Genomic DNA, 25,446 nt, shown 5'->3' on the forward strand with positions numbered 1-25,446 from the left:
TCTCCCCACGAGCCTCTCGTAGATCCTCATGTCCGTAAGGAATGTCGGCATCCGGTCGGCTTAGCCACGGACGCTAGAGGAGAACCATCATGATGAAGTCCGCACTGCGCTTGAGCGTGCTTGCTGCTGCCGTTTCCGCATTTGCTTTCGCTGCGCAGGCCAAGAACCCAATGGTCGGTGGCGCCGCAATGTATCCGACCAAGGATATCGTGCAGAATGCCATGAACTCCAAGGATCACACGACGCTGGTTGCGGCGGTAAAGGCTGCTGGTCTGGTATCGACGCTGGAAGGCAAGGGACCTTTCACAGTCTTTGCTCCGACCAATGAAGCCTTCGCGGAATTGCCCGCCGGCACGGTCGATACGTTGCTGAAGCCGGAAAACAAGGCCCAACTAACGAAGGTCCTGACCTGCCACGTCGTCGCCGCTGACGCGATGGCCAAAACCGTTGCCAAGATGATCAAGGCCGACGGCGGCGAACACGACATCAAGACGGTCGGCGGTTGCGTGCTGAAGGCCAAGGAAAACATGGGCAAGATCACGATCACCGATGAAAACGGCGATGTCGCCCATGTGACCATCGCTGACGTGAAGCAGTCCAACGGCGTCATCCACGTCGTTGACAAGGTTCTGCTGCCGAAAATGTAAGCCGGTTCAGGCAGTCAGCGTAAGGCGCCCAATTCCATCTGGGCGCCTTCTTTCATTTCCAGTTGGCGATCCCGACCGTTTGGGCAATCGCCTCACGCAGGTCATCGAGACCCTCGCTCTTTTCCGAGGAGGTGGCGATGATGCCGGGATAGGCGGCCGGCCGTTTTTTGATCTTTTCCGCGGTGTCCGCGAGCAGCTTGGTCACAGCCGGTGGTTTGATCTTGTCCGTCTTGGTCAGAACGATCTGATAGGAGACCGCCGCCTTGTCGAGCAGATCCAGAACCTCGTCATCGTTCTTCTTCACGCCGTGGCGGCTGTCGATCAGCACATAGACCCGCTTCAGCGTCGCGCGGCCGCGCAGGTAATCGAAGACGAGCTTCGTCCAGGCGTCGACCTGGTCCTTCGGCGCCTGCGCGTAGCCGTAGCCCGGCATGTCGACGAGCGCCATCGGTGGCAGGTCGCCGGCTTCACCGGAGTAACCCTCCGGCACGAAGTAGTTGAGTTCCTGCGTGCGCCCCGGCGTATTCGAGGTACGCGCCAGCCCCTTGTGACTGACGAGCGCATTGATCAGCGACGACTTGCCGACGTTCGATCGGCCGGCAAAGGCCACTTCCAGCGGCCCTTCCGGCGGCAGGAACTTCAGGGACGGTACGCCGCGGATAAAGGTCCAGGGGCGCCCGAATAGCGGCTTGTCGTTCTTGTTGTCGGTCATTCGGCCTTTTCCAGTCCAGATCCAATGTGCCTATGGCATTCAGGTTTCCGGCGATTTTGTCAACCGACCGGCAGCTGCCAGGTTACCGCAGCAATGCCGGCTGAAATGAAAAGCCCCGCCGAAGCGGGGCTTTGGTCATTTCTCCGTCGGGGCCGGCTTTCGTTTGAAGAGCCCCTTCAGGTTGCTGAAGAGTTCGATCTTCACGCCGTGGCGCTTCATGATCACCGACTGCTGGATCACCGACAGCGTGTTGTTCCAGGCCCAGTAGATGACCAGACCTGCCGGGAAGCTCGCCAGCATGAAGGTGAAGACCAGCGGCATCCAGTTGAAGATCATTGCCTGCGTCGGATCCGGCGGCGTCGGGTTCATGCGCATCTGCAGGAACATCGTCACACCCATGATCAGCGGCCAGACGCCGAGATGCAGGAAGGCGGGCGCCGCAAACGGCAGCAGGCCGAAGAGGTTGATGAACGACGTCGGATCGGGCGCCGAAAGGTCCTGGATCCAGCCGAAGAACGGCGCGTGGCGCATCTCGATGGTGATGTAGATCACCTTGTAGAGCGAGAAGAAGATCGGGATCTGTAGTGCGATCGGCCAGCAACCGGCGATCGGGTTGATCTTCTCTTCCTTGTAGAGCGCCATCGTCGCCTGTTGCAGGCCCATGCGGTCGTCGCCGAACTTGGCCTTCAGCTCTTCCATCTTCGGCTGCACGCGCTTCATGTTCGCCATCGAAGCGTACTGCTTGCTGGCGAGCGGGAAGAACAGCGCCTTGACGACGATGGTGGTCATCAGAATGGCGACGCCGAAGTTTCCGAAGTAACGGAAGAAGAAGTCCATCAGCCTGAACATCGGCTTCGTCAGGAAGTAGAACCAGCCCCAGTCGATCAACCGGTCAAACTTCGGGATCGAATAGGTCTTCTCGTAGCCGTCGATGACAGGAACTTCCTTGGCGCCGGCGAACACGAGGTTCTTCAGTTCAAGCGACTGGCCAGGAGCGACGGTAACGGCGTTCTGCTTGTAGTCGGCCTGGAAACGCGGCTGACCATCCGTGAAGTGCGTGAAGCGTGCATCGTACGGGGTCTGCTGCGGCGGAATGATCGTTGCCGCCCAGTACTTGTCGGTGATGCCGAGCCAGCCACCGGTTGCCGTTGCCGGCGTTACGGCTTCCTTCTCGACAGCGGCGTACTTGCTCTCGAGCAGGCTGTCGCCGATCACGCCGATGAAGCCTTCGTGCAGCACGTAGGTCGAGGCAACGGCAGGCTTGTTGTAACGGGTGACGCGGCCATAGGAGGACAATGCCGCCGGAGCCTGGCCCGCATTGGTAACCTTGTCGGTGACCGTGAACATGTAGTGCTCATCGACCGAGATCGTGCGGGCAAAGGTGATGCCCTTGTCATTGGTGTAGGTCAGCGTAACCGGTGTCGTTTCGGTCAGCTTGGCGCCTTCCGGTGCGGTCCAGACGGTCGAGGGACCCGGAACGCTGCCGGTGGTGGCGTCGCCGATGTAGCCGAGTTCGGCGAAGTAGCCGTCCTTCGTCTCCGACGGGCTGAAGAGCGTGATGATCGGGCTCGAATCATCCACGGTCTCGTGATAGCCCTTGAGCTTCAGGTCATCGAGACGGGCGCCGACGAGGTTGATGGAGCCGGCAAGAGCGGCGGTATCGATCGTGACGCGCGGGTTCTTGGCAAGTGCGTCAGCAAGCGAGGTTGTCGCGGCAGCCTGGCCGGAAGGCGCGGCGCCACTCGTCTGGGCCGTACCCGCGCCACCCGCAGCAGGGGTCTGCACCTGTTCGGTCTTCTGCTGCGCTTTTTGAGCGAGTTCAGCCTTGCGCTGCGCTTCGATGCGCGGATTCATGTAGAGGAATTGCCACCCGAGAACGATCAGCACGGAGAGGGCGATCGCAATGAAGTAGTTGCGGTTGTTTTGCATCATACGTTCCTGGGGCGGCCGTCTCCGGACCGCTTGTGTTTCGGCTTGGTCTCGACGCGAGTTTTGAGCTCTGCGGCTAATTTTTCGAAGGGTGCTTGCAGCACGTCTCTTCGCGCGACAACCACATAGTCGTGTCCGGGCTGCATTGCAAACCCTGCATGAAGTCGCACCGCCTCTTTCAGGCGCCGCCTCATGCGGTTTCTTTCGACCGAGTTGCCATGTTTCTTGGTGACGGTGAAGCCGACGCGGGCTTCGGCCTCTGGTTCCTTCCGGTCGAGGACTTCGAGCAGGAAGAAGCTGCCCCTGCGCTTTTCGCCATTGCGGACAGCAAGAAACTGCGGGCGGCTTTTCAGCCGCCCGGCAGTCATTTTCTTCTTATTGGTCGTCAATTCGCCCGCCATCTCTTATCGGGCAATTCGGCCTTAGGCCGAAAGACGCTTGCGGCCGCGTGCGCGGCGAGCAACGATAACCTTACGGCCGCCCTTGGTGGCCATGCGTGCACGGAAACCGTGGCGGCGCTTGCGAACAAGCTTGGATGGTTGGTAGGTACGCTTCATTTATTTAAACACCGCGGAGTGCGGCCCTTCTTGAATTTGCATATTGCAAGGAGCGTTGTTTTTCGAACGGGCGAGGCTAACGAGAGCCTTATATGACCGGACGTGCGGCGGCTTATACGGATGAAGGCCGTCAAAGTCAATTATCGCCCGGAATTTCTGGATTTCAGCCCAGCGCTACAAGATTTAGCGACGCACATTAATGTTTGTGACGGCGCGTTAAAGTCGGCCGTGCGTAATATTTTTCTTCGTTCGCAACTGCTGCGCGCATTCTCGGGGCGATCTAGCGTTTTTCGGCGCAAAAAACCAAACGTTGACGACTAAGTACAGGTAATTTTTTGTAGTTAGGCGGCCAAGCATCCGAAATCTAACGTTAATTTATTTCGGCCAAATTTAGCTATCGGCCGGAAAGCTTTCCCGGCTTGTCATCAGTTTCTGGGGGGCTTCCTTTGAAAATCCGAGGTAAGATCAATCTGCTCGTTTCCGCCATGTGCGGCGTTGCATTGCTGATCGGGGCAACGGCACTTTGGGCCGTGCATCAATATGACGAGAATCTGTCGGCATATGAAGACGCGTCTGATCGCGCTTACTATGGCGAGCGCCTCAACCGCTTCGTGACGGCGACGGTCATGGAGGCCCGCGGAATCTACGGCGCTCCCTCGACAAAGGAAGCCGCTGCCTTCGCCAAGGGGCTGCTGACGGATCTCGATCAGATCGACAAGGTAATTGCCTCCTGGGCTCCGCTGGTTCCTGAAAGCCAGAAAGACACCTTCGTGAAAATGACCGAGCGCGCCAAGGAATTCCGCGCGTTCCGCGCTGAAACAGCCCGCCTCGGCACCGAAGTGAGCCCGCAGGCAGCGAACGAGCAGGGCAACAACGACGCCAACCGAGCCAATCGCAAGGCTTTCCAGGCGGAGATCGATGCGATCGTCGCCACCGACAAGGCGACACTCGATGCTGTCAATGCGCAGGTCGAAAGCTCGCGCACCTCCGTCTTGTGGCTCGTGATTGCGATTACCGGTGTTGGCATTGTGGCTGGCGTCGGTATGGGCTTCTACATCGGCACCATTCAGCTCAGCCGCCCGATCAAGAAGGTCACGGACGCGATCAAGCAGGTTGCCGACGGTAACTTTGAGGCCGAAGTGCCTTTCGCGGGACGTCAGGATGAAATCGGCGAAATGGCCGCCGCCGTCGCTGTCTTCAAGGAGAATGGTCTCGCCGTACGTCGCATGAATGCGCAGGAAACCGCCATGCGCGCCAAGAGCGACGATCTGCAGTCCAGCATGTCCGTCGTCGTTGCATCCGCAGCCGCCGGCGACTTCAGCCGCCGCATCGAAAAGGACTACGGCGACGACAACCTCAACCAGTTCGCCAGCAACATCAACCATCTGCTTTCCAGCATCGATGCGGGTGTCGGCGAAACGCGCCGGGTGATTGCAAGCCTGGCGGAAGGCGACCTGACGCAGACGATGCGCGGCAACTTCCAGGGCGCCTTCGCCGAACTGCAGCAGAACGTCAACAGCACATTCGCGACGCTGCAGACAACGATGCGCGAAGTACGCGAGACGGCCGAAGGCTTCCACGGCAACACAAACGAGCTGCGCGCCGCAAGCGACGACCTTTCCAAGCGTACCGAGCAGCAGGCCGCTGCCCTCGAAGAGACCTCGGCGGCGCTCGACGAGATCACCGCGGTCGTCAACAATTCGACCGAGCGTGCTCAGGAAGCCAGTGTCATGGTCTCCGAGGCCAAGGACGACGCCGGCAAGTCGGGCGTGGTCGTCCGCAATGCCGTCGACGCCATGGGTCGCATTGAGCAGGCTTCGCGCGAAATCAGCCAGATCATCAACGTCATCGACGAGATCGCCTTCCAGACGAACCTGCTGGCGCTGAACGCAGGCGTCGAAGCGGCGCGTGCGGGCGAGGCAGGCAAGGGTTTCGCTGTCGTCGCTCAGGAAGTTCGCGAGCTGGCACAGCGTTCGGCAACCGCCGCTAAGGACATCAAGGGCCTGATCACCAAGTCCGGCGATGAAGTACAGGTTGGCGTAAAGCTGGTGCAGGCGACTGGCGAGGCGCTGTCCCAGATCGAACGCCGTGTCAACGCGATCAACGACCATATCCACTCGATCGCGACGGCTGCGAAGGAGCAATCAACTGGCCTCAAGGAGGTCAATACCGCCGTCAATCAGATGGATCAGGTGACGCAGCAGAACGCTGCCATGGTCGAGGAAACCTCGGCAGCAACGCACAAGCTCTCCGGCGAAGCCGATGGTCTTGTCCGCCTGATCTCACGCTTCAAAGTCTCCAACGTGCCGGCAGCGGCCGCCGTCGCCGTCGCGCGCCATCAGGAACATCGTCCGGTGGCCTCTCCGGCCCGTCGCGCCATGGGGACCGTCGCGCGGGCGTTTAGCGGCAACGCCGCCGTTGCCGAGCAGAATTGGGAAGAATTTTAAACGCCCTGCGCTCCCTTGGACAAAGACGAAACGCCGCCTCAGGGCGGCGTTTCCATTTGTCGCAAATGGCCTTGCTCGCAAAGATTTGAAAGCGGACCGTCATCGTCTAATATAGAACGCGCAAAGGGCGCCCGGCGCCAAGCGGACGAAAGACAATGCAAGCCCACGATCAAGGCGACAATCTTCTCCCAGACGGTGCTGCCGGGACCGAGCCCGACCGGGCGGACCAGCGCCCGTCCGGCATGTTCGGCGGGCTTTCCGGCAAGTTGCTGTGGCTGACGGTTGTCTGCATCATGCTCGCCGAGGTGCTGATCTTCTTTCCGTCGGTTGCCACCATGCGCCTGCGGTGGCTGGACGAAAGGCTGAATGCCGCGGCTGCGGCCGCGATCGTGATCGACGGTCTACAGCCGGTGGAACTGCCGCGCGCGCTGCAGAAGGAAACGTTGGAAGCGACCGGCACCAAGGCGATCGTGCTGCGGAAAGAGGGCACCTCGCGCCTACTTGCGACGACGGACATGCCGACCTCGGTCGATGAACAGTATGATTTGACCGACGTGCCATCAGTGACCGCGATTCGCGACGCGCTCGATACGATGATTTTTGGCGGCAACCGCCTGATCCGCGTCTATGGTCCGGTACAGGACACCAATACCGGTGTCGAAGTGCTTATGAAGGACAAGCACCTCCGCAATGCGATGCTTGTTTATTCCCGCAACGTCTTTCTGCTGTCGATCCTGATTTCACTGTTTACCGCGACGCTGGTGTTCTTCGCGATCAACCGCATCCTGATTCGGCCGATTCGCGAGCTGACCGGCAGCATGCAGCATTTCTCCTCCGATCCGGAAAATCCGCAGAATGTCTTTGTCGGCGACGGCGGTCGCGACGAGCTTGCCGTTGCCGGACGGCACCTGACCTCCATGCAGTTGGAACTGCAAAAGACGCTGAAGCAGCAGAGAAACCTTGCAGCGCTCGGCCTAGCAGTTTCCAAGATCAACCACGACATGCGCAACATCCTGGCCTCGGCACAGCTGATGTCGGACCGTCTCGTGGACGTCGATGATCCGATGGTGAAGGCCTTTGCGCCAAAGTTGCTACGCACAATCGACCGCGCCGTCGGTTATACGACTGAGGTGCTGTCCTATGGCCAGGCAAGCGAAGCGGCACCCCGTCGGCGCCGCATCCGGCTCTATGACCTGACCCAGGACGTGAAGGACATGTTGGCGATCGATGCTCAGAGCGGTATCGAGTTCGTCGGCCAGGTCGCGCCCGAGCTCGAGGTCGATGCAGACAGCGAGCAATTGTTTCGTGTCATCCACAATCTCTGTCGCAACGCCGTGCAGGCCCTCAGCGCACCGGCGGTAGCGCGTGGAGCCGACGGCGCCAAGCGCATCACCGTTTCGGCGCAGCGTGTCGGTAGCGTGGTCAGCATCATCGTCGATGATACCGGGCCCGGTATGCCGCAAAAGGCCAGACAAAATCTCTTTGCTGCCTTCCGCGGCTCGGCCCGCTCCGGCGGCACGGGCTTGGGGCTGGTGATCGCCCGCGAACTCGTGCTGGCGCACGGTGGCACCATCGCTCTTGTGGAAAAGCCTTCGGTTGGAACGCAGTTTCGCATCGAGATTCCGGATCGCCCGCTATCGCTGGACGACTACCGCGGCCGCGCGCTGCAGGAAAAGTGATGCATTTTGCGCATTTCCGCTCTGCGCCATCAAAGTCGCGATTTTTTCAGAAAGCCTATTGCAATCCCCGAAAGGACCCTTTAGAGAACCGCCCACGCAAGCGGTTCGGCCGCTTCGGCACGCACCCGTAGCTCAGCTGGATAGAGCACCAGACTACGAATCTGGGGGTCAGGAGTTCGAATCTCTTCGGGTGCGCCATTCTCTTCCTCATATCATATTTATGTCTGGTTGGCGCCGTACTGCGCGCACAACCATCCCTCTGCGGCTTAGGCAAAAAAAGCCCCGCCGACTCGGCAGGGCTGCAGGGATTCGGTCTACGGTGGCGTCAGCTATCGTTAGTGACGGCAAACCGTCTTGTACTTGGTAATCTCATGGTGATGGCTGCGCACCTGGTAGGGTTCCCTCCAGCAACGCTGGTAGGAAGAATAGTGGCGATCGCGCCAGTAGCGTGGCGGCGGGCCGTGGCGATAGTTGGGCCGGTAATCATCATGGTAGCCCGGCGTTCCAATAATCACTCTGACATTATCGGCAAACGAAGGGGCGGCTGTTGATGCAAGCGATGTCAGGACAATGGCTGCTACGGTAGTAAGCTTTTTCATGTTTTACTCCTTTGAGCACGTAACGCCGTTGGCTAGGCGTTTGTTTCAAAGGATATTTTTCTCAACATGAACCTTGGCTGAGGCGGCCGTTCATAAACGTCGCCGTCAGTCAGTCCCAAGACGGCGAGGGTAGTCGACGCGCCTACCGCCGCAATAGAGCGATTATGAGATCGCGGCGATCAACGCTTTTCTTCGATTGTTCGGATGTAAGGAAGGCCGCTTGTGATCTGCGAGGCTGCGTTAGAACGACATGCACGTCAGTCATGAAAATGACGTGACTCCAACCAGGGTATGGTGTGAGACCCGCAAGTCTTCCCGAGACTCACCAAAGTCAGCCGATGTGTGTTTCAGGCGGCAATCACCTGATCCGCCGCCCGTGGAATCGAGTCGTTACGGTCGGTGACTGAAGCGGGCGATTTGCGCATTCTTCATCAGGTTGCGAAAGTTGGGACCGCTGACATGTACCAAGGTCGTATGGTCGCCGCCCTCGAAATAGACGTCGCTGGCGTTGCCGAGGCTTTCGTCGAGAATGACAGGCACGTCGTAGGCCGATCCGATCGGCGGGACCGCACCTATATCGCAATCGGCGAAAAGTGTGCTGACTTCATTTTCCGAGGCGAGGCCGAGGCGCTTGTTCATCACATCCTGCAGCGTGCTGAGCTCGAGCCGGTGAGTGCTCGGAACAACGGCCAGTACATATCCCATTTCGTGATGGACGACGACAGATTTGGCGAGCCTGCTGCCCGGAACATGGGCGGCCTGCGCTGACTGGCTGGTCGTCGCTGTACGATGATGAGGCACGGTGTCGTAGGCGATGCCTTCACCGTCGATATAGTCCTGAAGCTTCCTTGCGATGGTCATCTTGGGTTCCCCTTAAGATTGCGTCGGAAGGCATACAAGGCATTCTCCTCTCATCGTCCGCGAAGTCAACGGCGGAGGGTGCAATGCCTGATGACCGCCACAGGACGATGGCGGTCACGCAAGTTCGACGCACCACTTTGGCGCGCCGGCTGTCGCCTCCCTAGGCGGAGACTCTCACCTCGCCATGCTTGGCCAGTGTCTCCTCCGTCGAAAGCACGGAGGCGTAGGCAAATGCGAACGCCGCCATGAACGCCGCATGCGCTTGTGCGGCAGGAACCAGCGTGCCGTTGAATTCGAGGTCGCGTGTTGCGCAGGCATCATGGACAACCGTTACCCGGTAGCCGAGATCGCTGGCGGCGCGTGTCACGGCATCGATGCACATGTGGCTCATGCTGCCGACGACCGTCACCTCTTCGATGCCATGACGATCAAGCGTCGCCTTCAGCTCTGTTTCACGGAACGCGTTGACATGGTTCTTCACGATGACGGTCTCGCCCGGTCGATTCAGCACCTTCTGATGAATCTGTGCACCCTCGGACCCAGCAAGGAAGAAAGCCGCAGTCTCGCCGATCGACTCATGCCTGACGTGGATGACTAGGTCGCCGGCATCGCGGGCCGCCGCGACGATCCGTGCAGCATTGTCGGCGGCGGCATCGGCGCCGCTCAACGGCCATTTGCCGTTCGGGAAATAATCGTTCTGAATGTCGACGACGATGAGGGCTTGTTTGGTCATGTCCTGATATCCTTTCATTCCTTCCGGGACCGTCCCGTCCGTTGATGGACAAACTATGTCTGAAGCGGCATGGTGTGGATTGGCGAAATTGACATTATCGAGGTCAAAACTGACAAATGATCCAAGCCGACGCACCGACCGAGATCGGCATCCTGCTCTATCCGCACGTCCAACTCGCGGCCGTCTATGGGCTGACTGATCTATTCAATCTGGCGAATCGGTTTGCAACGAGGCAACGGACTTCGGGGAGCCCGGCGTTGCGCGTAAGCCATTGGCGGGAGACAGACGCCGCGGAGGCGGTCGAGCGCGTATTCGATACGGCACCTGGCACCCAAGGGGCGCCCGACGTGCTGCTGCTGCCCCCGAGCTTCGGCGAACCGATGACATCCGAGGAAGCCGCTCCGCTGGCCCGATGGCTTCGCCAGCGGCATGCCGAGGGAACGACGCTGAGTTCCGTCTGCATCGGCGCGTTCCTGCTTGCCGAGACCGGTCTTCTGGCGCACCGGATGGCGACGACCCACTGGACCTACGCGGCTGTACTGGCTGAGCGCTTTCCCGATGTGCGGGTCGATACCGACAAGCTCATCATCGATGAAGGCGACGTCATTACCGCCGGAGGCCTGATGGCCTGGACCGATCTCGGCCTGAAGCTCGTCGACAGATTGCTGGGATCGGCTGTCATGCTGGAGACGGCACGCTACCTCCTGGTGGATCCGCCTGGCAGGGAGCAACGCTGCTACAGCAGCTTCTCGCCCCGCCTGAACCATGGCGACGAACCGATCCTGAAGGTGCAGCACTGGCTGCACGCGAGCGGCGCGCGCCAAGTCACGCTGCCCGCGATGGCCGAGTGCGCGCGCCTGGAAGAGCGCACCTTCCTTCGCCGTTTCCACAAGGCGACAGGGTTTCGACCGACGGAATACTGCCAGCATCTGCGGGTCGGCAAGGCGCGTGAAATGCTGGAGTCTTCGAAACGGACCGTCGAGCAGATCGCCGTTGCTGCCGGCTACGAGGATCCGGGCGCCTTCCGCAAGGTGTTCCAGAAGATTACCGGCCTGTCGCCGGGAGACTACCGCAGCCGCTTCGGATTGAACGGCAGGGTATGAATTGAGGCCGGCTGGCTAGCTTGGCGCAACATTGCGACGCGATGGTGCAATGGGCGCTGCGTGGGCAGCGATTCATGGCGCATGGCCGGAGGAAATATGCTGAGGAATACGGTGCAAGCGTTTGCGTTGTGCGCGGTCATGGCAACGCTTGCCAGCTGCGTCGATGCCAATATGCCGACACTTGTACCTGTTGCATGGCCTTCCGATCCACCGCTCAATCTGCCGGCAGTCGCCCATCACATCTGCACCGGTGACAGCAACTTTATGTACCGCGAATCAAAGAAGCAGTACGAGCTGCGCGCCGGAATGGGCCGCTATCCGATCGATCCCGCCCAGCAGGAAGCGACCGCGATCGCCGCGGCACAACGGCAGTATGTTACCTGCCTGTCGAGCCAAGGGTATCGAATTTACGGCCGATAAGCTCGCTGGCTGAAGCCTGCCGCCTAGCCCGCTGTGGCGCCTGCCGCGTCAGCCCGCTTCACGCGCAATCGCCGCTGATCACGACTGCAGGAGGGAGCGTGTGATCGCGGAACTTTGCTACGCAGGAACGCATTTTTCTTTGATAAATCCAAGAAGGAGGATTTATCATGAACATGTCCAACATTGCTTTTGCCCTGTCAGCCGGAGCGCTCCTCCTACTGCCATCAACCGTTCCCGTGCAGGCGGCGCCTATGCAGCAGGTTCCTCTCCCAAGCGCCTCGAACGTCGAAATGGTGCAGTACAATCAGCAGCGGTCAGGCTATTTCAACGGCTATCGCGGCTCGCGCACTGAGCGCGCCGGCACCCGCCGCGGGCCAGATGGCTACTGGTATCCGTTGGCTGCCTTCGGTGTTGAGGGCGGTACGACAGGTTCCATCGGCACTCAGCCGGTGCGACCCATGCAGCGCCAGACCTACTGCCAGAACACGTTTGGCGGCACCAACGGTGATGGCAGCATGCCCTGCGACAACGGCTACTGATGACGTAACGTCCTGAATGTGAGGCGGGATAGCTCCCGCCTTCACATTCACTGCTTCCTCAACTGCTGGTGATACTTTTTCGAGGTTCGTCGGCGAAGGGCGACTCACAACAGATCGTATCGGTGCTCCGCCGTTTGGCCCACTACCGCAGTCGAGCTCCACATCAATTCGCGTTCCGCAGCGTAGATGTTCCCCCGGCTAGTTCGCATAATTCGGCGTGATAGCAATTGGCGAGAGTTCGAGTCACTGGGCCCCTCATCGGTCCTCGAATGGGAATTCTGACGTCTCATCGCGCAATTCCGGCAGATTGAGCGCCGTATTCGCCCAAAAAATTGACTAGTTGATCAAAAATGCCACAAAAAGAGGCCAACTGCAGTTGCGAGGTATGCGTTATTTGCATTGCTGCGTTGCGGTAATCTCCCTATTCCTGATCGAAACAATGGGCTATCTATTACCTCGAAGGCAGCGCACTCCTCCTCCCAGCGCTCCTTCATCGGACTGACAACACTCCTCCTCCCAGTTGTCAGTCAGGATCAAGAGCCCGGTGCACCTCCTCCCGCACCGGGCTCTTTTCTATTTTGCCTCCTGCATCGACAAATCGTGGCTTCTCGCTCGCAGAGACGTGCGCCGTCGCGCTACATTGCTTGGCGTGTAGCAGGCGGTGGGCTGCCGCAAGTCCGCATCAACGAAAATTCCCCATAGGCAACCGCCGACGATCTGATATATCAGGCTGATAACATGACGCGGATGCCGAAGCTGCTTCGGCCGACATGATACGACATGCTTGAGAGGAGTTGACTGATGAGATGGAAGCGCACGATCCAGCTTCTGGATGTTCACGCCGAAGGGGAGATCGGCAAGGTCGCAATCGGCGGCGTGCCGAAGATCCCTGGCAATACGGTCGCCGAACAACTGAACTGGCTGAACACCGATCCAAAGGGTCAGGAACTCCGTCGTTTCCTCTGCCTCGAGCCACGCGGCGCTCCGATCGGCTCCGTCAATCTGCTGCTGCCGCCGAAGCATCCGGATGCCGATGCGGCTTTCATCATCCTGCAGCCCGATCAGGCGCACGCCAGCTCGGGTTCGAACTCGATTTGCGTCACGACGGCATTGCTGGAATCCGGGATCGTCGAGATGAAGGAGCCGGAAACCATCGTCACGCTGGAAACGGCAGCCGGCCTCGTCAAGGCGACAGCGACCTGCCGCGATGGGCGTTGCGAGAAGGTCAAGCTCACCATGGTCCCGTCTTTCGTGCAGGAACTCGACGTTGACGTCGACACGCCGCACTGGGGCAAGATCAAGGTCGATATCTGCTACGGAGGTATCTTTTACGCGCTCGTCGATGTCGGGCAGATCAATCTGACAATCGAGAAGGGCAATGCCGCGGCTCTCGTACAGGCCGGCATGGTGTTGAAGGAGCTGATCAATCGCAGCATCGAGGTCGTCCATCCGGAAATTCCGGCGATCTCCGGCGTTGCCTATGTCATGTTCCGCGACCTCGAGGCCGACGGCACTGTTCGCACCTGCACCACCATGTGGCCGGGCCGCGCCGATCGCTCACCCTGCGGCACGGGCAATTCCGCCAACCTTGCGGCACGACACGCGCGCGGCGAGGCGAAGGTCGGGGATGTCTTCAAGTCACGCTCGATCATCGGTTCGGAGTTCGAAGTTGGACTGTTGGCGGAAACCGAAGTTGCTGGTCGTCCCGCAATTGTCCCGACGATTGCGGGTCGCGGGTTCACCTTCGGTCTTTCGCAGGTCGCGCTCGACCCCTTCGATCCGCATCCAGGCGGCTTTGCATTGACGGACGTCTGGGGGCCTTTGGCGGGCGAGATCTGACGCTCAGTAAGTGAAGGGGTCGAGCTCTGCCTTTTCAACGGCGTGGTCGCCCACCTGCTCCGGGTAGATGACACCCTTGCGCAGGATGATATTGGCGTAAAGCCGTGGTTCGCTGGTCTGGATCACGGCATGGGCGGCCCGCACGCGATTGTAAAAGTCGGCGCCGACGAGTGGCACCACCTGTCGGTGCGGCTCGTGACGGGCGCAGCAGTCGATCATTTCCTCATGCACAGGATCGAGTTTGTCGCGATCGGCCTTGACGGTGGAGCGGAAGATCGCGTCCTGCACGAAATCGTCGATCGGCAGGACGCTCAAGACGGCGTCGAGAACGCGCACGATGCCATGGCCATCGAGGCGAATCAGCCGCCGCGCATGCTCGACACCCGGATAATTGCCGTCGACGATCGCGATCTCGTCGCCATGCCCCATGGCACGCAGCGTCGAAAGCAGTTCGGGGCTCAGAAGCGGGTTAAGTCCCTTCAGCATATTCGACCTCCTTGAATAGAACGTTCTGGTCCGTGAGGTAGCGCGCGAAGATCGGCAGACTGGCGCCGCCGATGGCGCGCGCATGGGCGCCAACCGCGCCCTCGATGATATCAGGCATGACAACACCCTGAAGGTCGAGCAGATCCGCCTCGCGGATCGTCGCCTGCACAATCCGCTCCCGCACCCATCCGGGAAAGCCGCCGTCGATGACGGCCGCGCTGAAGTCGATGATCGAGGCCGCGGCGACGATTGCCTGCGCGAGCGCTTTGGCGGTGTCCTGGATCCACGTTTCGAGCGGCTCGCCGAAATCGATCCAGTCGTCGGCAGAATACCACAGCGGCTGCGGGTCAATGCCGCGTTCGCGCAGCATGTTTTCCAGCACGAAGATCGAGGCGACCTCCAGCAGCTGCAGCGTCTCACCGTTCTTGCCGCGGACGGGAAGGGGGCCAATGGCTCCGGCCGTGCCGGTGCGTCCGGAAAAGATCGCTGAATTGAGAACGATGCCGCCGCCGATGAAGGAGCCGATGAAGAAATAGACGAAATCGGGATAGGAGGGGCCGATACCGAACACGAGCTCGGCGCCGCAGGCGCTTGTCGCATCGTTCTGCAGGTAGACCGGATAGGGAACGCGCGCAGTAATCTCGGCATGGAGATCGAAGTCGCGCCACACATCCATCGCGCCTTTGGGAGAGCCGACCTCTTCCTCCCAGTTCCAGAGTTCGAACGGGGCGGCAATGCCGATGCCTGCGATGCGGCTGCGCTGCTTCTCGTCGAGCCGGCCTTCGAGCTCTTGGATGCCGGAGGTGATGAAGTCCAGGAAAGTATCGGGCAGCGGATAGGCGTAGGTCTTGTGCAGTTGCAGGCGGATCTGGCCAAGGAAATCCATCAGCACCAAGTCGGCGCTGCGTCGGCCCATTTTTACGCCGAACGAGTAGACCGCATCCGGATTGAGGCGCATCGGGATCGATGGTTGACCAACCCGACCGCGCACCGGCTCGCCGCGGGAGAGCAGCCCTTCCTTCTCCAGTGCCCGCATGATGACGGAGACCGTCTGCGCTGAAAGACCGGTTCGACGTGCAATATCCGCCTTCGACTGGGAGCCGTAGAGGCGCACCAGCGACAGCACAAGCCGCTCGTTATAAGCGCGCACCCTGATCTGGTTCGCGCCCCCGGCCGGACTCAAAATAGGCAGTTGGGCCGGTGTCTGCACCGGACCGTCCAAAGACGACATAGCCGCTCCTCCCGCCTCTTGGTCTATGCTCCATTTTTGCCAAGCATGCCATACGGAATTAATAATTCAATTGGATTTATTTATTGACAAGGCGATTTCTTTCGCTCTTAATTGCCATCGTCAACGGCACGGAACGGCTTGGGGGAGGCCGCCGGCGAGACCGCAGCGGTTCTTGTGCTTGTCAATTCCGGCACCGCCTGGGGCGGGTCGGCAAATCTCTGGGAGGACTCAATGAAGAAATCAGTGCTTTCCGCCGCGCTCGGCGCGCTCGCTCTAGGGGTCGCCTTCTCGGCGCCTGCCATGGCAGCTGACGTTTCGGCCTGCCTCATCACCAAGACCGACACCAATCCCTTCTTCGTGAAGATGAAGGAAGGCGCGACGGCCAAGGCCAAGGAACTGGGCGTCACGCTGAAGTCCTACGCTGGCAAGATCGATGGTGACAGCGAAAGCCAGGTTGCCGCGATCGAAAGCTGCATTGCCGACGGCGCGAAGGGTATCCTGATCACCGCGTCCGACACCAAGGGTATCGTTCCCTCGGTCAAGAAGGCTCGCGACGCAGGCCTGCTGGTCATCGCACTCGACACGCCGCTCGATCCGGCTGACGCTGCCGACGCAACCTTCGCAACCGACAACCTGCTCGCCGGCAAGCTGATCGGCCAGTGGGCGAAGGAAACGCTCGGCGACAAGGCAAAGGATGCCAAGGTCGGCTTCCTCGACCTGACGCCATCGCAGCCGACCGTCGACGTTCTGCGCGACCAGGGCTTCATGATGGGCTTCGGCATCGACACCAAGGATCCGAACAAGATCGGCGATGAAGACGATGCGCGCATCGTCGGTCACGACGTAACGAACGGCAACGAAGAAGGCGGCCGCAAGGCCATGGAAAACCTTCTGCAGAAGGATCCGAGCATCAACGTCATTCACACGATCAACGAGCCGGCTGCTGTTGGCGCCTACCAGGCCCTCAAGGCTGTCGGCATGGAAAAGAACGTTCTGATCGTCTCGGTTGACGGCGGTTGCCCGGGTGTGAAGTCGGTCAAGGAAGGCGTGATCGGCGCTACCTCGCAGCAGTATCCGCTGCTCATGGCGTCGCTTGGCATCGAGGCGATCAAGAAGTTTGCCGACAGCGGTGAAAAGCCGAAGCCGACCGAAGGCAAGTCCTTCTTCGACACCGGCGTTTCGCTGGTGACCGACAAGCCGGTTTCGGGCCTCGAGTCGATCGACACGAAGGTCGGCACCGACAAGTGCTGGGGCTAAATCCCGCGATATAACTTACCGCCGGCCGGGGCTTGATCCTCGGCCGGTTTCGACCGACCATAGCTGTTGTCTCGGGAGCCGGCGAACAAAGACCGGAGCGATATGGGGCAGGGCTTCCGCGCGCGGTTTGGCGCGAAAGCGGAGGAGAAACAATGACCGGAGCACAAGACTTCGAACGGGTGCTTGACGGAAGCGACAAGAATGTCGCGTCGTTCGAGCATCAAGCCGTACCATTTGTGAAGCGTGCGCAGCACTTCCTGCACTCGACGCCGGCCGCCGTGCCGCTGATCGTGCTCGTGCTGTCGATCATTATCTTCGGGATCGCGCTTGGCGGACGCTTCTTCTCGTCCTACACGCTGACGCTTATTCTTCAGCAGATAGCCATCGTCGGTATTCTCGGCGCCGCGCAGACTCTGGTTATTCTCACAGCGGGCATCGATCTCTCGATCGGCGTGATCATGGTTATTTCGGCCGTCATCATGGGCAATTGCGCCATCACCTATGGCATTCCAACGCCCATCGCGGTGCTGGCCGGCCTGCTGGTCGGCGGCTTTTGCGGTCTACTGAACGGCTTCCTCGTCGCGTTCATGAAGCTGCCGCCGTTCATCGTGACGCTCGGTACGTGGAACATCGTGATGGCCACGAACTTCATCTATTCCGCCAACGAAACGATCCGCGACACCGATGTCGACACGCAGGCGCCGTTGCTGCATTTCTTTGCAATCAGCTTCAGGCTCGGCAGTGCAGTCCTGACGCTCGGCGTCATTGCCATGGTGCTGCTCGTCCTTGCGCTCTGGTATATCCTCAACCACACCGCTTGGGGGCGCCACGTCTACGCCGTCGGTGATGATCCCGAAGCGGCAAAGCTTTCGGGTATCCAGACGAAGAGCGTCCTGCTCACGGTCTATACGGTTTCGGGTGTGATTGCCGCCTTCGCAGCCTGGGTCTCGATCGGCCGAAATGGCTCGATCTCTCCCTCGTCAGCAGTGACGGATTATAACCTGCAGGCCATCACGGCAACCGTGATCGGCGGCATCTCGCTCTTCGGTGGCCGCGGCTCGATCCTCGGCACCCTGTTCGGCGCGATGATCGTCGGCGTTGTCTCGATGGGCCTCAACATGCTCGGCGCCGATCCGCAGTGGAAGGTGTTGCTCACCGGCGTGCTTATCATCGCCGCAGTCGCAATCGACCAGTGGATCAGAAAGGTGTCGGTGTAATATGGCGAACGAACCTCTTCTCTCGGCACGCGGTCTGGTCAAGCGCTACGGACGCGTTACCGCGCTCGATCATGCCGATTTCGATCTGTACCCAGGCGAGATCCTGGCCGTCATCGGCGACAACGGTGCCGGCAAATCGTCGCTCATCAAGGCGATCTCCGGCGCCATCACGCCCGATGAAGGCGAGATCACGCTGGAGGGCAAGACCGTCAACTTCAAGTCGCCGATGGAGGCGCGCGAAGCCGGCATCGAGACGGTCTACCAGAACCTCGCCTTGTCGCCGGCGCTGTCGATCGCGGACAATATGTTCCTCGGTCGCGAGATCCGCAGGCCCGGCATCCTCGGTAGCTGGTTCCGCATGCTCGACCGCCCGGCGATGGAGAAACGGGCTCGCGACAAGCTGACCGAGCTTGGCCTGATGACCATCCAGAACATCAACCAGGCCGTCGAAACCCTTTCGGGCGGCCAGCGCCAGGGTGTGGCGGTCGCGCGGGCGGCCGCCTTCGGATCGAAGGTCGTCATCATGGACGAGCCAACGGCGGCTCTTGGCGTCAAGGAAAGCCGCAAGGTGCTGGAACTCATCCTCGACGTCCGTTCGCGCGGCTTGCCGATCGTGCTGATCTCTCACAACATGCCACACGTTTTCGAGGTTGCCGACCGCATCCATATCCATCGGCTTGGACGTCGCCTCACGGTCATCAATCCGAAGGAATATACGATGTCGGACGCCGTCGCCTTCATGACCGGCGCCAAGGCGGCTCCGACGGAGCCGGTCGCAGCATGAGCGTAACGATCGATGAAATCGCCGGCGACGTCGTCAGCCGCGCCGGCGATGTAAAGCGCTTCCTGATCGCCATCGCCGGCCCGCCCGGCGCTGGCAAGTCGACCATGGCGGACAATCTCGGCGACGCCCTCAGAGCTAGAGGAGAGACGGCCGAGGTCCTGCCGATGGACGGCTTCCATATGGACAACGCCATCCTCATCGAACGTGGCCTGCTTTCCCGGAAAGGTATCCCGGAGACCTTCGATGTCCGCGGCTTCCTCGATATCATCCGCGCCGTGCGTCCGGCCGACCAGGAAGTGTTGATCCCGGTTTTCGATCGTTCCCGCGAACTTGCCATCGCCTCGGCGCGCGTCGTCTCGCCGGAACATCGGTTTATCATCGTCGAAGGCAACTACCTGCTTTTCAGCCAAGGCAAATGGGCGGAGCTCGAAGGCATCTTCGACTACTCGGTCATGCTTGCGCCACCGATCGAGGTGCTCGAGGAACGGCTGTGGGAGCGTTGGCGCGGCTACAAGCTCAGCGAAGAGGAAGCGAGCGCCAAGGTCTATGGCAACGACCTCCCCAATGGCCGGCTGATCCTCGGTAACCGCCGTAGGGCGGACGTAACGCTTGAGGTAGCCTGATCCGCCTCTGCCGGGCCAAGCAGCCTTGCGGCAATAGATGGAATCGTTGCACGCTCGCCTACATGCAACTTCCGCTTTGTGAGCGGAACGCTTGGACATGGAGGGATAGCGCATGAGCTTCACCGAAGCAGTCTCGTCAGTCTTCTCTAAATATGCCGTTTTCAGCGGGCGCGCCGGGCGACCGGAATTTTGGTGGTTTGCGCTCTTCAATGTTGTCGCATCGCTGATCCTGGCCGTCGTCGACTATCTTCTCTTCGGCCACGAGATTCTTGGCGCAATCTACGGGCTTGCCGTCCTGCTTCCCGGCCTGGGCGTGGCGATCCGCCGCCTTCATGATGTCGGCCGCTCCGGCTGGTGGATCCTCGTCGGCATCATTCCGCTCGTAGGCTGGATCGTTCTGCTCGTCTGGTATCTCAGCCCCGGCACATCAGGCGTCAACGAATACGGTTCACCATCTGCTTGAAAGAGCCGCGGGCAAAATGTTTGCCATGCCCCGCTTCGGGGTGATAATGCGCAGGGCTGAACGTTATCAGCAGCCCGCGGAGTTTCAGCGCATGCAATCGATCACCATCCGTCGCCCCGATGATTGGCACCTTCACCTGCGTGATGGAGCCATGTTGGAGGGTGTGATTGGTGATACCAGCCGCGACTTCGCCCGCGCAATCATCATGCCGAACCTGGTGCCTCCGGTGGTCACCACCGCGGATGCTGAAGCCTATCGCGGTCGCATCATGGCGGCACTACCAAAGGGCGACAGGTTCCAGCCGCTGATGACGCTCTATCTGACGGAACATACCAACCCAGATGACGTCGAAGCCGGCAAGACAAGCGGGCTCATCACCGCGGTCAAGCTCTACCCGGCTGGTGCGACGACCAACTCGCATGGCGGCGTGCGCGATATCGAAAAGGCGATGCCGGTGCTGGAGCGGATGGCGAAGATCGGACTTCCGCTTTGCGTTCACGGCGAGGTGACGACATCTGAGGTTGACATCTTCGATCGCGAAGCGGTGTTCATTGAAACGGTGCTCGATCCCCTGCGCAAGCGTCTGCCCGAACTCAAGGTCACGATGGAGCACGTGACCACCAAGGACGGCATCGACTACATCAAGTCTGCGAAGGCCAATCTTGCAGGGTCGATCACGACGCACCACCTGATCATCAACCGCAACGCCATTCTCGTCGGCGGTATCCGCCCGCATTACTATTGCCTGCCGGTCGCCAAGCGCGAAAATCACCGGCTTGCGTTGCGTGCCGCCGCAACGAGCGGCGATCCGCGTTTCTTCCTCGGCACGGATTCGGCTCCGCATGTCGATCCGTTGAAGGAATGCGCCTGCGGCTGCGCCGGCATCTACACCTCGATCAACACGATGAGTTGCCTTGCGCATGTCTTCGAACAGGAAAACGCTCTCGACAAGCTCGAGACCTTTGCGTCGCTGAACGGACCCGTCTGGTATGGTCTGCCGGTGAACGAAGAAAGAATAACGCTGGTCAAGCGTGAAGAGCCGGTCAATTTTCCAGGTAAAGTTGAAACCGGCGGGGGCCTAGTTACAGTTTTCGATCCAATGTTCCCGCTCCATTGGGACGTTGAGCGGTAGGATTTGCTGGCATCACGCAGTTTTTACTGCTGCTGTTCTTTCAGGGCGGCGGCAATGTGCTGTCCGCGCCTTATTGTTGATTTAAATGCATGAATTTTTAACGAAATAGGTAAGACATTCCTCATAGCAGACTCGTAGGCTTCGCACGAATGAGGGGCGCGGCAGCCGTCGCGATAAAGCATGACGCTTGATTACAATTCCCTTTTGATGGCGCTTGCAGTCTCGGCCACGTGTCTTGCTGTCACGCTGCTCGGGAGTTGGTTTGCGCGCCGGACCGAGACTTTTCTCTTAACCTGTACCTTCGGTCTTGTTCTGATCGTCAGCGGCATTGTCGCCTATGGTCTTTATGTCGACGAGCCCAAGATGGGCCTTGCCGTCGTTGCCTTCGTGTTGTTCCATGCCGGCTTTGCCGCTGTTTGGGGTGCCGGCTATCAATTCCGAACTGGCAAGCTGCCGCGCATTGCCATCATTTGCTGCGCTCTCGCCGCGATGCTCGTCTCGATCCCGCTGTTGCTGCTTGGATTGGACGGGCTGGCCTTCATCGCGGATAACCTCGCGATCGCCGTATTGCTTTTTGCCACGGCCCATCAGTACTGGCGGGCGCGCGCGGAGGCGCCGGCGCCTTTGACGGGAATTACCGGCCTCTATGCCCTGACGGCGATCTCCTTTGTGCTTTGCGCCGCCGTTCTGATTGCCGATGGAAAGATGGTCCTCGGGGTTGCGCCCAGCAATTGGGCCGAGGATCTAAGCCTTGCGATCTGCATCGCCAGCATGACCGGTATCGGCGCGCTGTCGCTGGCGCTTCATCAGTGGCGGCTCGCCGCTCGCCATCGCCTGGATGCCATGACGGATCCGCTCACGGGGCTTGTGAACCGGCGGGCTCTTTTCGATCGCTATGGACAGGGCACCATGGGGCCGGCGACCGCCGTCCTGGTGTTCGATCTCGATCACTTCAAATCGATCAACGACACGTTCGGACATGCCGGCGGCGACCGCGTGCTGAAGGTCTTTGCCGGCGAGCTCGCTGCGAATTGCCGGGCCGGCGATACCGCCGCCCGTTTGGGTGGCGAGGAGTTTGCGCTGGTTTTGAAAGAGATGGCGCCGGGCCGCGCCGAAATGGTGGCGGAGCGCATCCGCAAGGCATTCGCCGCCCGAGAGATCTATCTTGAGGACGAAACCCTTAAATGCACGGTCAGCGTCGGCGTCGCGCCGGGGCGATCAATGCCAATGGATTTCGACGCCATGCTGAGCGCCGCCGACAAGGCGCTCTACGAAGCCAAGCGTGCGGGTCGTAACCGGATCGAGCTTGCAAGCCGTCTCCATTCCGTACCGGCCGGACCCGTTCGCACCGGCTCTTGATCGGAAACGTCGGCTCGCCTATGGTCGCAGTCGGCCGGATGCGGCCAGCCGCCCCGCGGCGCGAAAGCGCGATGGTGAATGCATCCAGATACCTCCTTCACATCCCTTGCCGTTTGGCGATCGATGGCGAACGGGTCAGCAGACGCGGGCACTGATCATCCTGTTTGCCGCCAACGGAAGGAATGAATCATGCGCGATTTTCGCGACGCCAAACTCATGGCGAAAGCGTTGCGGCAGGCAATGGCCGCCCGCAATATAGACCTCACGCACAGCGAAACTCTGGAGATCGTTGCTCGCCAATTCGGCTTCGATCAATGGAATATCCTATCGGCCAAGCTTGACGAGCAGGAAGCGGCGCCGTCGGCCATTGCTATCCAGCCACCAATCCCGATCTTCCGCATCTTCGACGTCGACAAGACGAAGGAGTTCTATTGCGGCTTCCTCGGCTTCGCCCTCGATTGGGAGCACCGCTTCGGCGATCATTTCCCGCTCTACTGCCAGGTATCGAGAAGCGGCATGATCTTGCACCTCAGCGAGCATTCCGGCGATGCCAGCCCCGGTGCCCGCGCCTTCATTCCCGTCACCGGCGTTCGCGCCTTTCAGGCGGAACTTGCGGCCAAGGACTATCGCTATATGAAGCCCGGTTTGCAGGAAGCACCGTGGGGCCTGGAAATGGAGGTCATTGACCCCTTCAATAACCGGCTAACATTCTGCGAGCGGACGTAACGCCGGCAGGGCGGGAAGATCGCCCCCGCCTTTTCATATTAGTATTAGGGCGCGCACGAAGGCGATCGAGGCGAGCAGCGAGGCGACCGTCCTGACATGGTTCCACCATGTCCAGTCCTTGAGATAGCTGGTCCAGAGAGCGGTCGCCTCGGCGCCGCTGCCGCTCACCTTTGCCAAGGCGTCATTCATCGGCACGTTGAAGACGATCGTCGAGAGAAACGATGCAAGCAGATAGAGCGCTGCGCCCGCGAGCATCCAAACGCTGAGGCCACCACGCCAATGAAGGAACGCGAAGGCGGCGATCACGAGACAGAGGGCCGCCGTCGGCACGAACAGCAGCATGAAGGGCGAGCGCACGATCGTGAGGTTGATGGAGTTCATCGCGGCGATGCCCTGCTCGGGAGGAATGCGGGCAAACGAGGTCATGATGAAGGTCGAGAAGGCAAAGAAGATACCCGCGACGAGGCCGCTGCCGATCGCAGCGGCCGCCAAAACGATACCGAGAACACCTGCCACTGTCATACCCTCCATGTGCGACATGCCGCGGCATCTCGAGCATAAACACCGAAATCCCTGGCAGGGCGGCCTAGAATATCCGCGACTCCACTCGCAACCTGCGAATTCCTGCCGTCAAGCACCTGCGTGAAGAGCTCCTCGAGCAGGTCGATGATGTCTTTCGGCAGCCCGGCGGCCGCAAGACCCTCCCTGAACTCTCCCATTGAGATCTGCTCATAGCTGAGGTCCCTGCCGCTCGCTGCAGCGATCTCGGCGACGGCCTCGCGGAAGGTCAGCGCCCGCGGACCGGTCAGTTCGTAGGTCTTCCCGAGGTGTCGGGTATCGGTCAACGCAGCAACGGCCGCGTCGGCAATGTCGTCCGCATCGACGAAAGGTTCTTTCACCGCGCCCGCCGGAAGCGCCAATAGACCCGCGCCGATCGGCTCGGCAAAGGCGCCCTCGCTGAAGTTCTGGCAGAACCACGAGGCGCGCAGGATGGTGTAGCCGATGCCGGATGCCTTGAGCGCATCCTCCGCCCGGTGCGCACCTTCCTCGCCGCGACCGGACAACAGCACCATATGCGTAAGGCCACAGTCGATAGCCGTGTGGGCGAGTCTGCCGATTGCATCGGCGGCCCAAGATACGGAAAGGTCAGGCTGAAAGCTCACATAGGCGCTTTTTGCTCCGACGAGCGCTGCGGCCCAGGCGGCCGGCTTTTCCCAATCGAATGGCCGCACGCTGGAGCGGGAGGCAAAGCGGAAGCCAAGTTCTCTCTTCTTCAGCCGGTCGGCCACGCGGCCACCTGTTTTGCCTGAGCCGCCGATGAGAATGATTTCGGAATCTTGCATGCTGAACACTCCTCCGATCAAAATAAGAGAAAGTCTCCCATTTGCAAAATGAGATAAACTCTCTTATTTTGATCGTCAAGTGAAAAATGGAGAGCGGAATGGGCGACAAGGTTGCCGCCAGGCGCAGACGACAGCCGGAACAGACCGGCCAGCCACGCCGCATCCCGCAGCAGAAGCGAGGCCGGGAGCGTTTCGAGAAGATCTTGTCGGCGGCGCTGGAACTGATCGAGAGGAATGGCAGCGACGCGCTGAAAATGAGCGAGATCGTTGAAAAGGCCGAGCTATCCTTCGGGGCGCTCTATCAGTATTTCCCCGACAAGAGTTCGATCATCCGCACGCTTGCTGAGCGCTTCAACGAGCAGGGCAGGGCTTGCGTCGAGGCGGAGCTCGCAACAGTGGCGGACGCGAAGACGCTCCGCCAGGCTCTCTGCAACATCGCCGACCAGTACTACGCCTTTTTCCGGCAGGAGCCGGTGATGCGAGACATTTGGATCGCCACCCAGGCCGACCGGCTGCTGCAGCAGGTCGATGCCGAGGACATGGAGTTTCATGCCCAGGCCTTGTTTTCCGTTCTTGCAAAGCTGGAGCCGGAGCGGAGCAGAAGCGAGCTGATCGCCGTTGCCAGACTGACGATGCAGCTTCTCGCCGCCGCCGTCCGCTACGCGATTTCGCTGGATGATGCCGAGGGACAGGCAGCGATTGCCCTTTATCAACGAATGCTGCCGGCCGATATCGCGCGACTGTCTTAGCCGCTGGCGCA

The 25,446-nt window shown here is 60.2% G+C and carries 27 protein-coding genes and 1 tRNA gene; 17 read left to right on the forward strand and 11 right to left on the reverse strand.

The window, feature by feature from the left end; genetic code table 11:
• Positions 1-89: 89 nt before the first annotated feature.
• Positions 90-647 (forward strand): fasciclin domain-containing protein, encoded by a 558-nt coding sequence (locus tag FHX16_RS02415; RefSeq protein ID WP_183753160.1) that lies wholly within the window; start codon positions 90-92, stop codon positions 645-647.
• 52 nt (positions 648-699) lie between these two features.
• On the opposite strand, the gene yihA is transcribed toward FHX16_RS02415, so the two are convergent.
• The 4 genes from yihA to rpmH all read right to left on the reverse strand — a co-directional run bounded on the left by yihA (position 700) and on the right by rpmH (position 3,845).
• The gene (gene yihA, locus FHX16_RS02420; RefSeq protein ID WP_183753158.1) at positions 700-1,359 is read right to left on the reverse strand and encodes a ribosome biogenesis GTP-binding protein YihA/YsxC; all 660 of its coding nucleotides are present in this window, start codon (positions 1,357-1,359) and stop codon (positions 700-702) included.
• A gap of 135 nt (positions 1,360-1,494) precedes the next feature.
• Positions 1,495-3,288: a membrane protein insertase YidC gene (gene yidC, locus FHX16_RS02425; protein ID WP_183753156.1), complete on the reverse strand. Its 1,794-nt coding sequence runs from the start codon at positions 3,286-3,288 to the stop codon at positions 1,495-1,497.
• On the reverse strand, positions 3,288-3,689 hold the full coding sequence (rnpA, locus tag FHX16_RS02430) for a ribonuclease P protein component (RefSeq protein ID WP_016552554.1): 402 nt from the start codon (positions 3,687-3,689) through the stop codon (positions 3,288-3,290). The genes yidC and rnpA overlap by 1 nt, the downstream gene beginning before the upstream one ends.
• A gap of 21 nt (positions 3,690-3,710) precedes the next feature.
• Positions 3,711-3,845 (reverse strand): 50S ribosomal protein L34, encoded by a 135-nt coding sequence (gene rpmH, locus FHX16_RS02435; protein ID WP_016552555.1) that lies wholly within the window; start codon positions 3,843-3,845, stop codon positions 3,711-3,713.
• A gap of 446 nt (positions 3,846-4,291) precedes the next feature.
• On the opposite strand from rpmH, the gene FHX16_RS02440 reads away from it, so the two are divergent.
• From FHX16_RS02440 to FHX16_RS02450, 3 genes are all read left to right on the forward strand, one after another.
• Entirely contained in the window at positions 4,292-6,292 is a 2,001-nt protein-coding gene (locus FHX16_RS02440) for a methyl-accepting chemotaxis protein (RefSeq protein WP_183860476.1), read from the forward strand.
• A gap of 155 nt (positions 6,293-6,447) precedes the next feature.
• Positions 6,448-7,971, forward strand: coding sequence for a HAMP domain-containing sensor histidine kinase (locus tag FHX16_RS02445; RefSeq protein WP_183860474.1), 1,524 nt, complete (start codon positions 6,448-6,450; stop codon positions 7,969-7,971).
• 121 nt (positions 7,972-8,092) lie between these two features.
• Positions 8,093-8,169: transfer RNA gene (locus FHX16_RS02450), tRNA-Arg, on the forward strand.
• Between the two features lie 137 nt (positions 8,170-8,306).
• On the opposite strand, the gene FHX16_RS02455 is transcribed toward FHX16_RS02450, so the two are convergent.
• The 3 genes from FHX16_RS02455 to FHX16_RS02465 form a co-directional block, all read right to left on the reverse strand.
• A complete protein-coding gene (locus tag FHX16_RS02455; RefSeq protein WP_259126414.1) occupies positions 8,307-8,570 on the reverse strand; it encodes a hypothetical protein in 264 nt (87 codons plus the stop codon).
• Between the two features lie 390 nt (positions 8,571-8,960).
• Entirely contained in the window at positions 8,961-9,431 is a 471-nt protein-coding gene (locus tag FHX16_RS02460) for an aminoacyl-tRNA deacylase (protein WP_183753148.1), read from the reverse strand.
• 160 nt (positions 9,432-9,591) lie between these two features.
• Positions 9,592-10,164 (reverse strand): cysteine hydrolase family protein, encoded by a 573-nt coding sequence (locus FHX16_RS02465; RefSeq protein WP_183860472.1) that lies wholly within the window; start codon positions 10,162-10,164, stop codon positions 9,592-9,594.
• A 116-nt stretch (positions 10,165-10,280) separates the two neighbouring features.
• On the opposite strand from FHX16_RS02465, the gene FHX16_RS02470 reads away from it, so the two are divergent.
• The 4 genes from FHX16_RS02470 (at position 10,281) to FHX16_RS02485 (ending at position 14,065) form a co-directional block, all read left to right on the forward strand.
• Positions 10,281-11,267, forward strand: a complete 987-nt coding sequence (locus tag FHX16_RS02470; protein WP_259126415.1) for a GlxA family transcriptional regulator — start codon at positions 10,281-10,283, stop codon at positions 11,265-11,267.
• A gap of 96 nt (positions 11,268-11,363) precedes the next feature.
• Positions 11,364-11,687, forward strand: a complete 324-nt coding sequence (locus FHX16_RS02475; RefSeq protein WP_016552562.1) for a hypothetical protein — start codon at positions 11,364-11,366, stop codon at positions 11,685-11,687.
• A 167-nt stretch (positions 11,688-11,854) separates the two neighbouring features.
• The gene (locus tag FHX16_RS02480; protein WP_259126416.1) at positions 11,855-12,226 is read left to right on the forward strand and encodes a surface protein; all 372 of its coding nucleotides are present in this window, start codon (positions 11,855-11,857) and stop codon (positions 12,224-12,226) included.
• Positions 12,227-13,027: 801 nt separating this feature from the next.
• Complete coding sequence (locus FHX16_RS02485; protein WP_259126417.1) at positions 13,028-14,065, forward strand: 4-hydroxyproline epimerase; 1,038 nt, start codon at positions 13,028-13,030, stop codon at positions 14,063-14,065.
• Positions 14,066-14,068: 3 nt separating this feature from the next.
• On the opposite strand, the gene FHX16_RS02490 is transcribed toward FHX16_RS02485, so the two are convergent.
• Positions 14,069-14,551: an RbsD/FucU family protein gene (locus tag FHX16_RS02490; RefSeq protein ID WP_259126418.1), complete on the reverse strand. Its 483-nt coding sequence runs from the start codon at positions 14,549-14,551 to the stop codon at positions 14,069-14,071.
• Positions 14,535-15,782 (reverse strand): ROK family transcriptional regulator, encoded by a 1,248-nt coding sequence (locus tag FHX16_RS02495; RefSeq protein ID WP_259126419.1) that lies wholly within the window; start codon positions 15,780-15,782, stop codon positions 14,535-14,537. Before FHX16_RS02495 ends, FHX16_RS02490 begins: the two co-directional genes overlap by 17 nt.
• Before the next feature lie 231 nt (positions 15,783-16,013).
• Between FHX16_RS02495 and FHX16_RS02500 the strand changes: the two genes are divergently transcribed.
• From FHX16_RS02500 to FHX16_RS02535, 8 genes are all read left to right on the forward strand, one after another.
• Positions 16,014-17,039, forward strand: coding sequence for a sugar ABC transporter substrate-binding protein (locus tag FHX16_RS02500; RefSeq protein ID WP_016552567.1), 1,026 nt, complete (start codon positions 16,014-16,016; stop codon positions 17,037-17,039).
• A 152-nt stretch (positions 17,040-17,191) separates the two neighbouring features.
• Positions 17,192-18,256, forward strand: coding sequence for an ABC transporter permease (locus tag FHX16_RS02505; protein WP_259126420.1), 1,065 nt, complete (start codon positions 17,192-17,194; stop codon positions 18,254-18,256).
• Between the two features lies 1 nt (position 18,257).
• A complete protein-coding gene (locus FHX16_RS02510) occupies positions 18,258-19,040 on the forward strand; it encodes an ATP-binding cassette domain-containing protein (protein WP_183753132.1) in 783 nt (260 codons plus the stop codon).
• On the forward strand, positions 19,037-19,663 hold the full coding sequence (locus FHX16_RS02515) for a nucleoside triphosphate hydrolase (RefSeq protein ID WP_183860462.1): 627 nt from the start codon (positions 19,037-19,039) through the stop codon (positions 19,661-19,663). Before FHX16_RS02510 ends, FHX16_RS02515 begins: the two co-directional genes overlap by 4 nt.
• 112 nt (positions 19,664-19,775) lie before the next feature.
• Positions 19,776-20,126, forward strand: coding sequence for a DUF805 domain-containing protein (locus tag FHX16_RS02520; protein WP_183860460.1), 351 nt, complete (start codon positions 19,776-19,778; stop codon positions 20,124-20,126).
• A gap of 91 nt (positions 20,127-20,217) precedes the next feature.
• A complete protein-coding gene (pyrC, locus tag FHX16_RS02525) occupies positions 20,218-21,258 on the forward strand; it encodes a dihydroorotase (protein ID WP_183860458.1) in 1,041 nt (346 codons plus the stop codon).
• Between the two features lie 180 nt (positions 21,259-21,438).
• On the forward strand, positions 21,439-22,617 hold the full coding sequence (locus FHX16_RS02530; RefSeq protein ID WP_183860456.1) for a GGDEF domain-containing protein: 1,179 nt from the start codon (positions 21,439-21,441) through the stop codon (positions 22,615-22,617).
• A 189-nt stretch (positions 22,618-22,806) separates the two neighbouring features.
• Positions 22,807-23,343, forward strand: coding sequence for a glyoxalase superfamily protein (locus FHX16_RS02535; RefSeq protein ID WP_183860454.1), 537 nt, complete (start codon positions 22,807-22,809; stop codon positions 23,341-23,343).
• 33 nt (positions 23,344-23,376) lie between these two features.
• On the opposite strand, the gene FHX16_RS02540 is transcribed toward FHX16_RS02535, so the two are convergent.
• Together FHX16_RS02540 and FHX16_RS02545 are read right to left on the reverse strand one after the other, a co-directional pair.
• Positions 23,377-23,874 (reverse strand): DUF1772 domain-containing protein, encoded by a 498-nt coding sequence (locus FHX16_RS02540; protein WP_183753889.1) that lies wholly within the window; start codon positions 23,872-23,874, stop codon positions 23,377-23,379.
• Entirely contained in the window at positions 23,862-24,686 is an 825-nt protein-coding gene (locus tag FHX16_RS02545; protein ID WP_183753121.1) for an NmrA family NAD(P)-binding protein, read from the reverse strand. The genes FHX16_RS02540 and FHX16_RS02545 overlap by 13 nt, the downstream gene beginning before the upstream one ends.
• Before the next feature lie 98 nt (positions 24,687-24,784).
• On the opposite strand from FHX16_RS02545, the gene FHX16_RS02550 reads away from it, so the two are divergent.
• Positions 24,785-25,435 (forward strand): TetR/AcrR family transcriptional regulator, encoded by a 651-nt coding sequence (locus FHX16_RS02550; RefSeq protein ID WP_183860450.1) that lies wholly within the window; start codon positions 24,785-24,787, stop codon positions 25,433-25,435.
• Positions 25,436-25,446 lie beyond the last annotated feature (11 nt).

Origin of the sequence: Rhizobium sp. BK661 (genome assembly GCF_024808825.1) — a bacterium.
In the GTDB taxonomy this organism is placed as follows: Bacteria; Pseudomonadota; Alphaproteobacteria; order Rhizobiales; family Rhizobiaceae; genus Rhizobium.

Bases quoted from the DNA above. Each gene is read 5' to 3' on its own strand.
- FHX16_RS02415 (WP_183753160.1), top strand. From the start codon at position 90: ATGATGAAGTCCGCACTGCGCTTGAGCGTGCTTGCTGCTGCCGTTTCC.
- yihA (WP_183753158.1), bottom strand. From the start codon at position 1,359: ATGACCGACAACAAGAACGACAAGCCGCTATTCGGGCGCCCCTGGACC.
- yidC (WP_183753156.1), bottom strand. From the start codon at position 3,288: ATGCAAAACAACCGCAACTACTTCATTGCGATCGCCCTCTCCGTGCTG.
- rnpA (WP_016552554.1), bottom strand. From the start codon at position 3,689: ATGGCGGGCGAATTGACGACCAATAAGAAGAAAATGACTGCCGGGCGG.
- rpmH (WP_016552555.1), bottom strand. From the start codon at position 3,845: ATGAAGCGTACCTACCAACCATCCAAGCTTGTTCGCAAGCGCCGCCAC.
- FHX16_RS02445 (WP_183860474.1), top strand. From the start codon at position 6,448: ATGCAAGCCCACGATCAAGGCGACAATCTTCTCCCAGACGGTGCTGCC.
- FHX16_RS02455 (WP_259126414.1), bottom strand. From the start codon at position 8,570: ATGAAAAAGCTTACTACCGTAGCAGCCATTGTCCTGACATCGCTTGCA.
- FHX16_RS02460 (WP_183753148.1), bottom strand. From the start codon at position 9,431: ATGACCATCGCAAGGAAGCTTCAGGACTATATCGACGGTGAAGGCATC.
- FHX16_RS02465 (WP_183860472.1), bottom strand. From the start codon at position 10,164: ATGACCAAACAAGCCCTCATCGTCGTCGACATTCAGAACGATTATTTC.
- FHX16_RS02470 (WP_259126415.1), top strand. From the start codon at position 10,281: ATGATCCAAGCCGACGCACCGACCGAGATCGGCATCCTGCTCTATCCG.
- FHX16_RS02475 (WP_016552562.1), top strand. From the start codon at position 11,364: ATGCTGAGGAATACGGTGCAAGCGTTTGCGTTGTGCGCGGTCATGGCA.
- FHX16_RS02480 (WP_259126416.1), top strand. From the start codon at position 11,855: ATGAACATGTCCAACATTGCTTTTGCCCTGTCAGCCGGAGCGCTCCTC.
- FHX16_RS02485 (WP_259126417.1), top strand. From the start codon at position 13,028: ATGAGATGGAAGCGCACGATCCAGCTTCTGGATGTTCACGCCGAAGGG.
- FHX16_RS02490 (WP_259126418.1), bottom strand. From the start codon at position 14,551: ATGCTGAAGGGACTTAACCCGCTTCTGAGCCCCGAACTGCTTTCGACG.
- FHX16_RS02495 (WP_259126419.1), bottom strand. From the start codon at position 15,782: ATGTCGTCTTTGGACGGTCCGGTGCAGACACCGGCCCAACTGCCTATT.
- FHX16_RS02500 (WP_016552567.1), top strand. From the start codon at position 16,014: ATGAAGAAATCAGTGCTTTCCGCCGCGCTCGGCGCGCTCGCTCTAGGG.
- FHX16_RS02505 (WP_259126420.1), top strand. From the start codon at position 17,192: ATGACCGGAGCACAAGACTTCGAACGGGTGCTTGACGGAAGCGACAAG.
- FHX16_RS02510 (WP_183753132.1), top strand. From the start codon at position 18,258: ATGGCGAACGAACCTCTTCTCTCGGCACGCGGTCTGGTCAAGCGCTAC.
- FHX16_RS02515 (WP_183860462.1), top strand. From the start codon at position 19,037: ATGAGCGTAACGATCGATGAAATCGCCGGCGACGTCGTCAGCCGCGCC.
- FHX16_RS02520 (WP_183860460.1), top strand. From the start codon at position 19,776: ATGAGCTTCACCGAAGCAGTCTCGTCAGTCTTCTCTAAATATGCCGTT.
- pyrC (WP_183860458.1), top strand. From the start codon at position 20,218: ATGCAATCGATCACCATCCGTCGCCCCGATGATTGGCACCTTCACCTG.
- FHX16_RS02530 (WP_183860456.1), top strand. From the start codon at position 21,439: ATGACGCTTGATTACAATTCCCTTTTGATGGCGCTTGCAGTCTCGGCC.
- FHX16_RS02535 (WP_183860454.1), top strand. From the start codon at position 22,807: ATGCGCGATTTTCGCGACGCCAAACTCATGGCGAAAGCGTTGCGGCAG.
- FHX16_RS02540 (WP_183753889.1), bottom strand. From the start codon at position 23,874: ATGGAGGGTATGACAGTGGCAGGTGTTCTCGGTATCGTTTTGGCGGCC.
- FHX16_RS02545 (WP_183753121.1), bottom strand. From the start codon at position 24,686: ATGCAAGATTCCGAAATCATTCTCATCGGCGGCTCAGGCAAAACAGGT.
- FHX16_RS02550 (WP_183860450.1), top strand. From the start codon at position 24,785: ATGGGCGACAAGGTTGCCGCCAGGCGCAGACGACAGCCGGAACAGACC.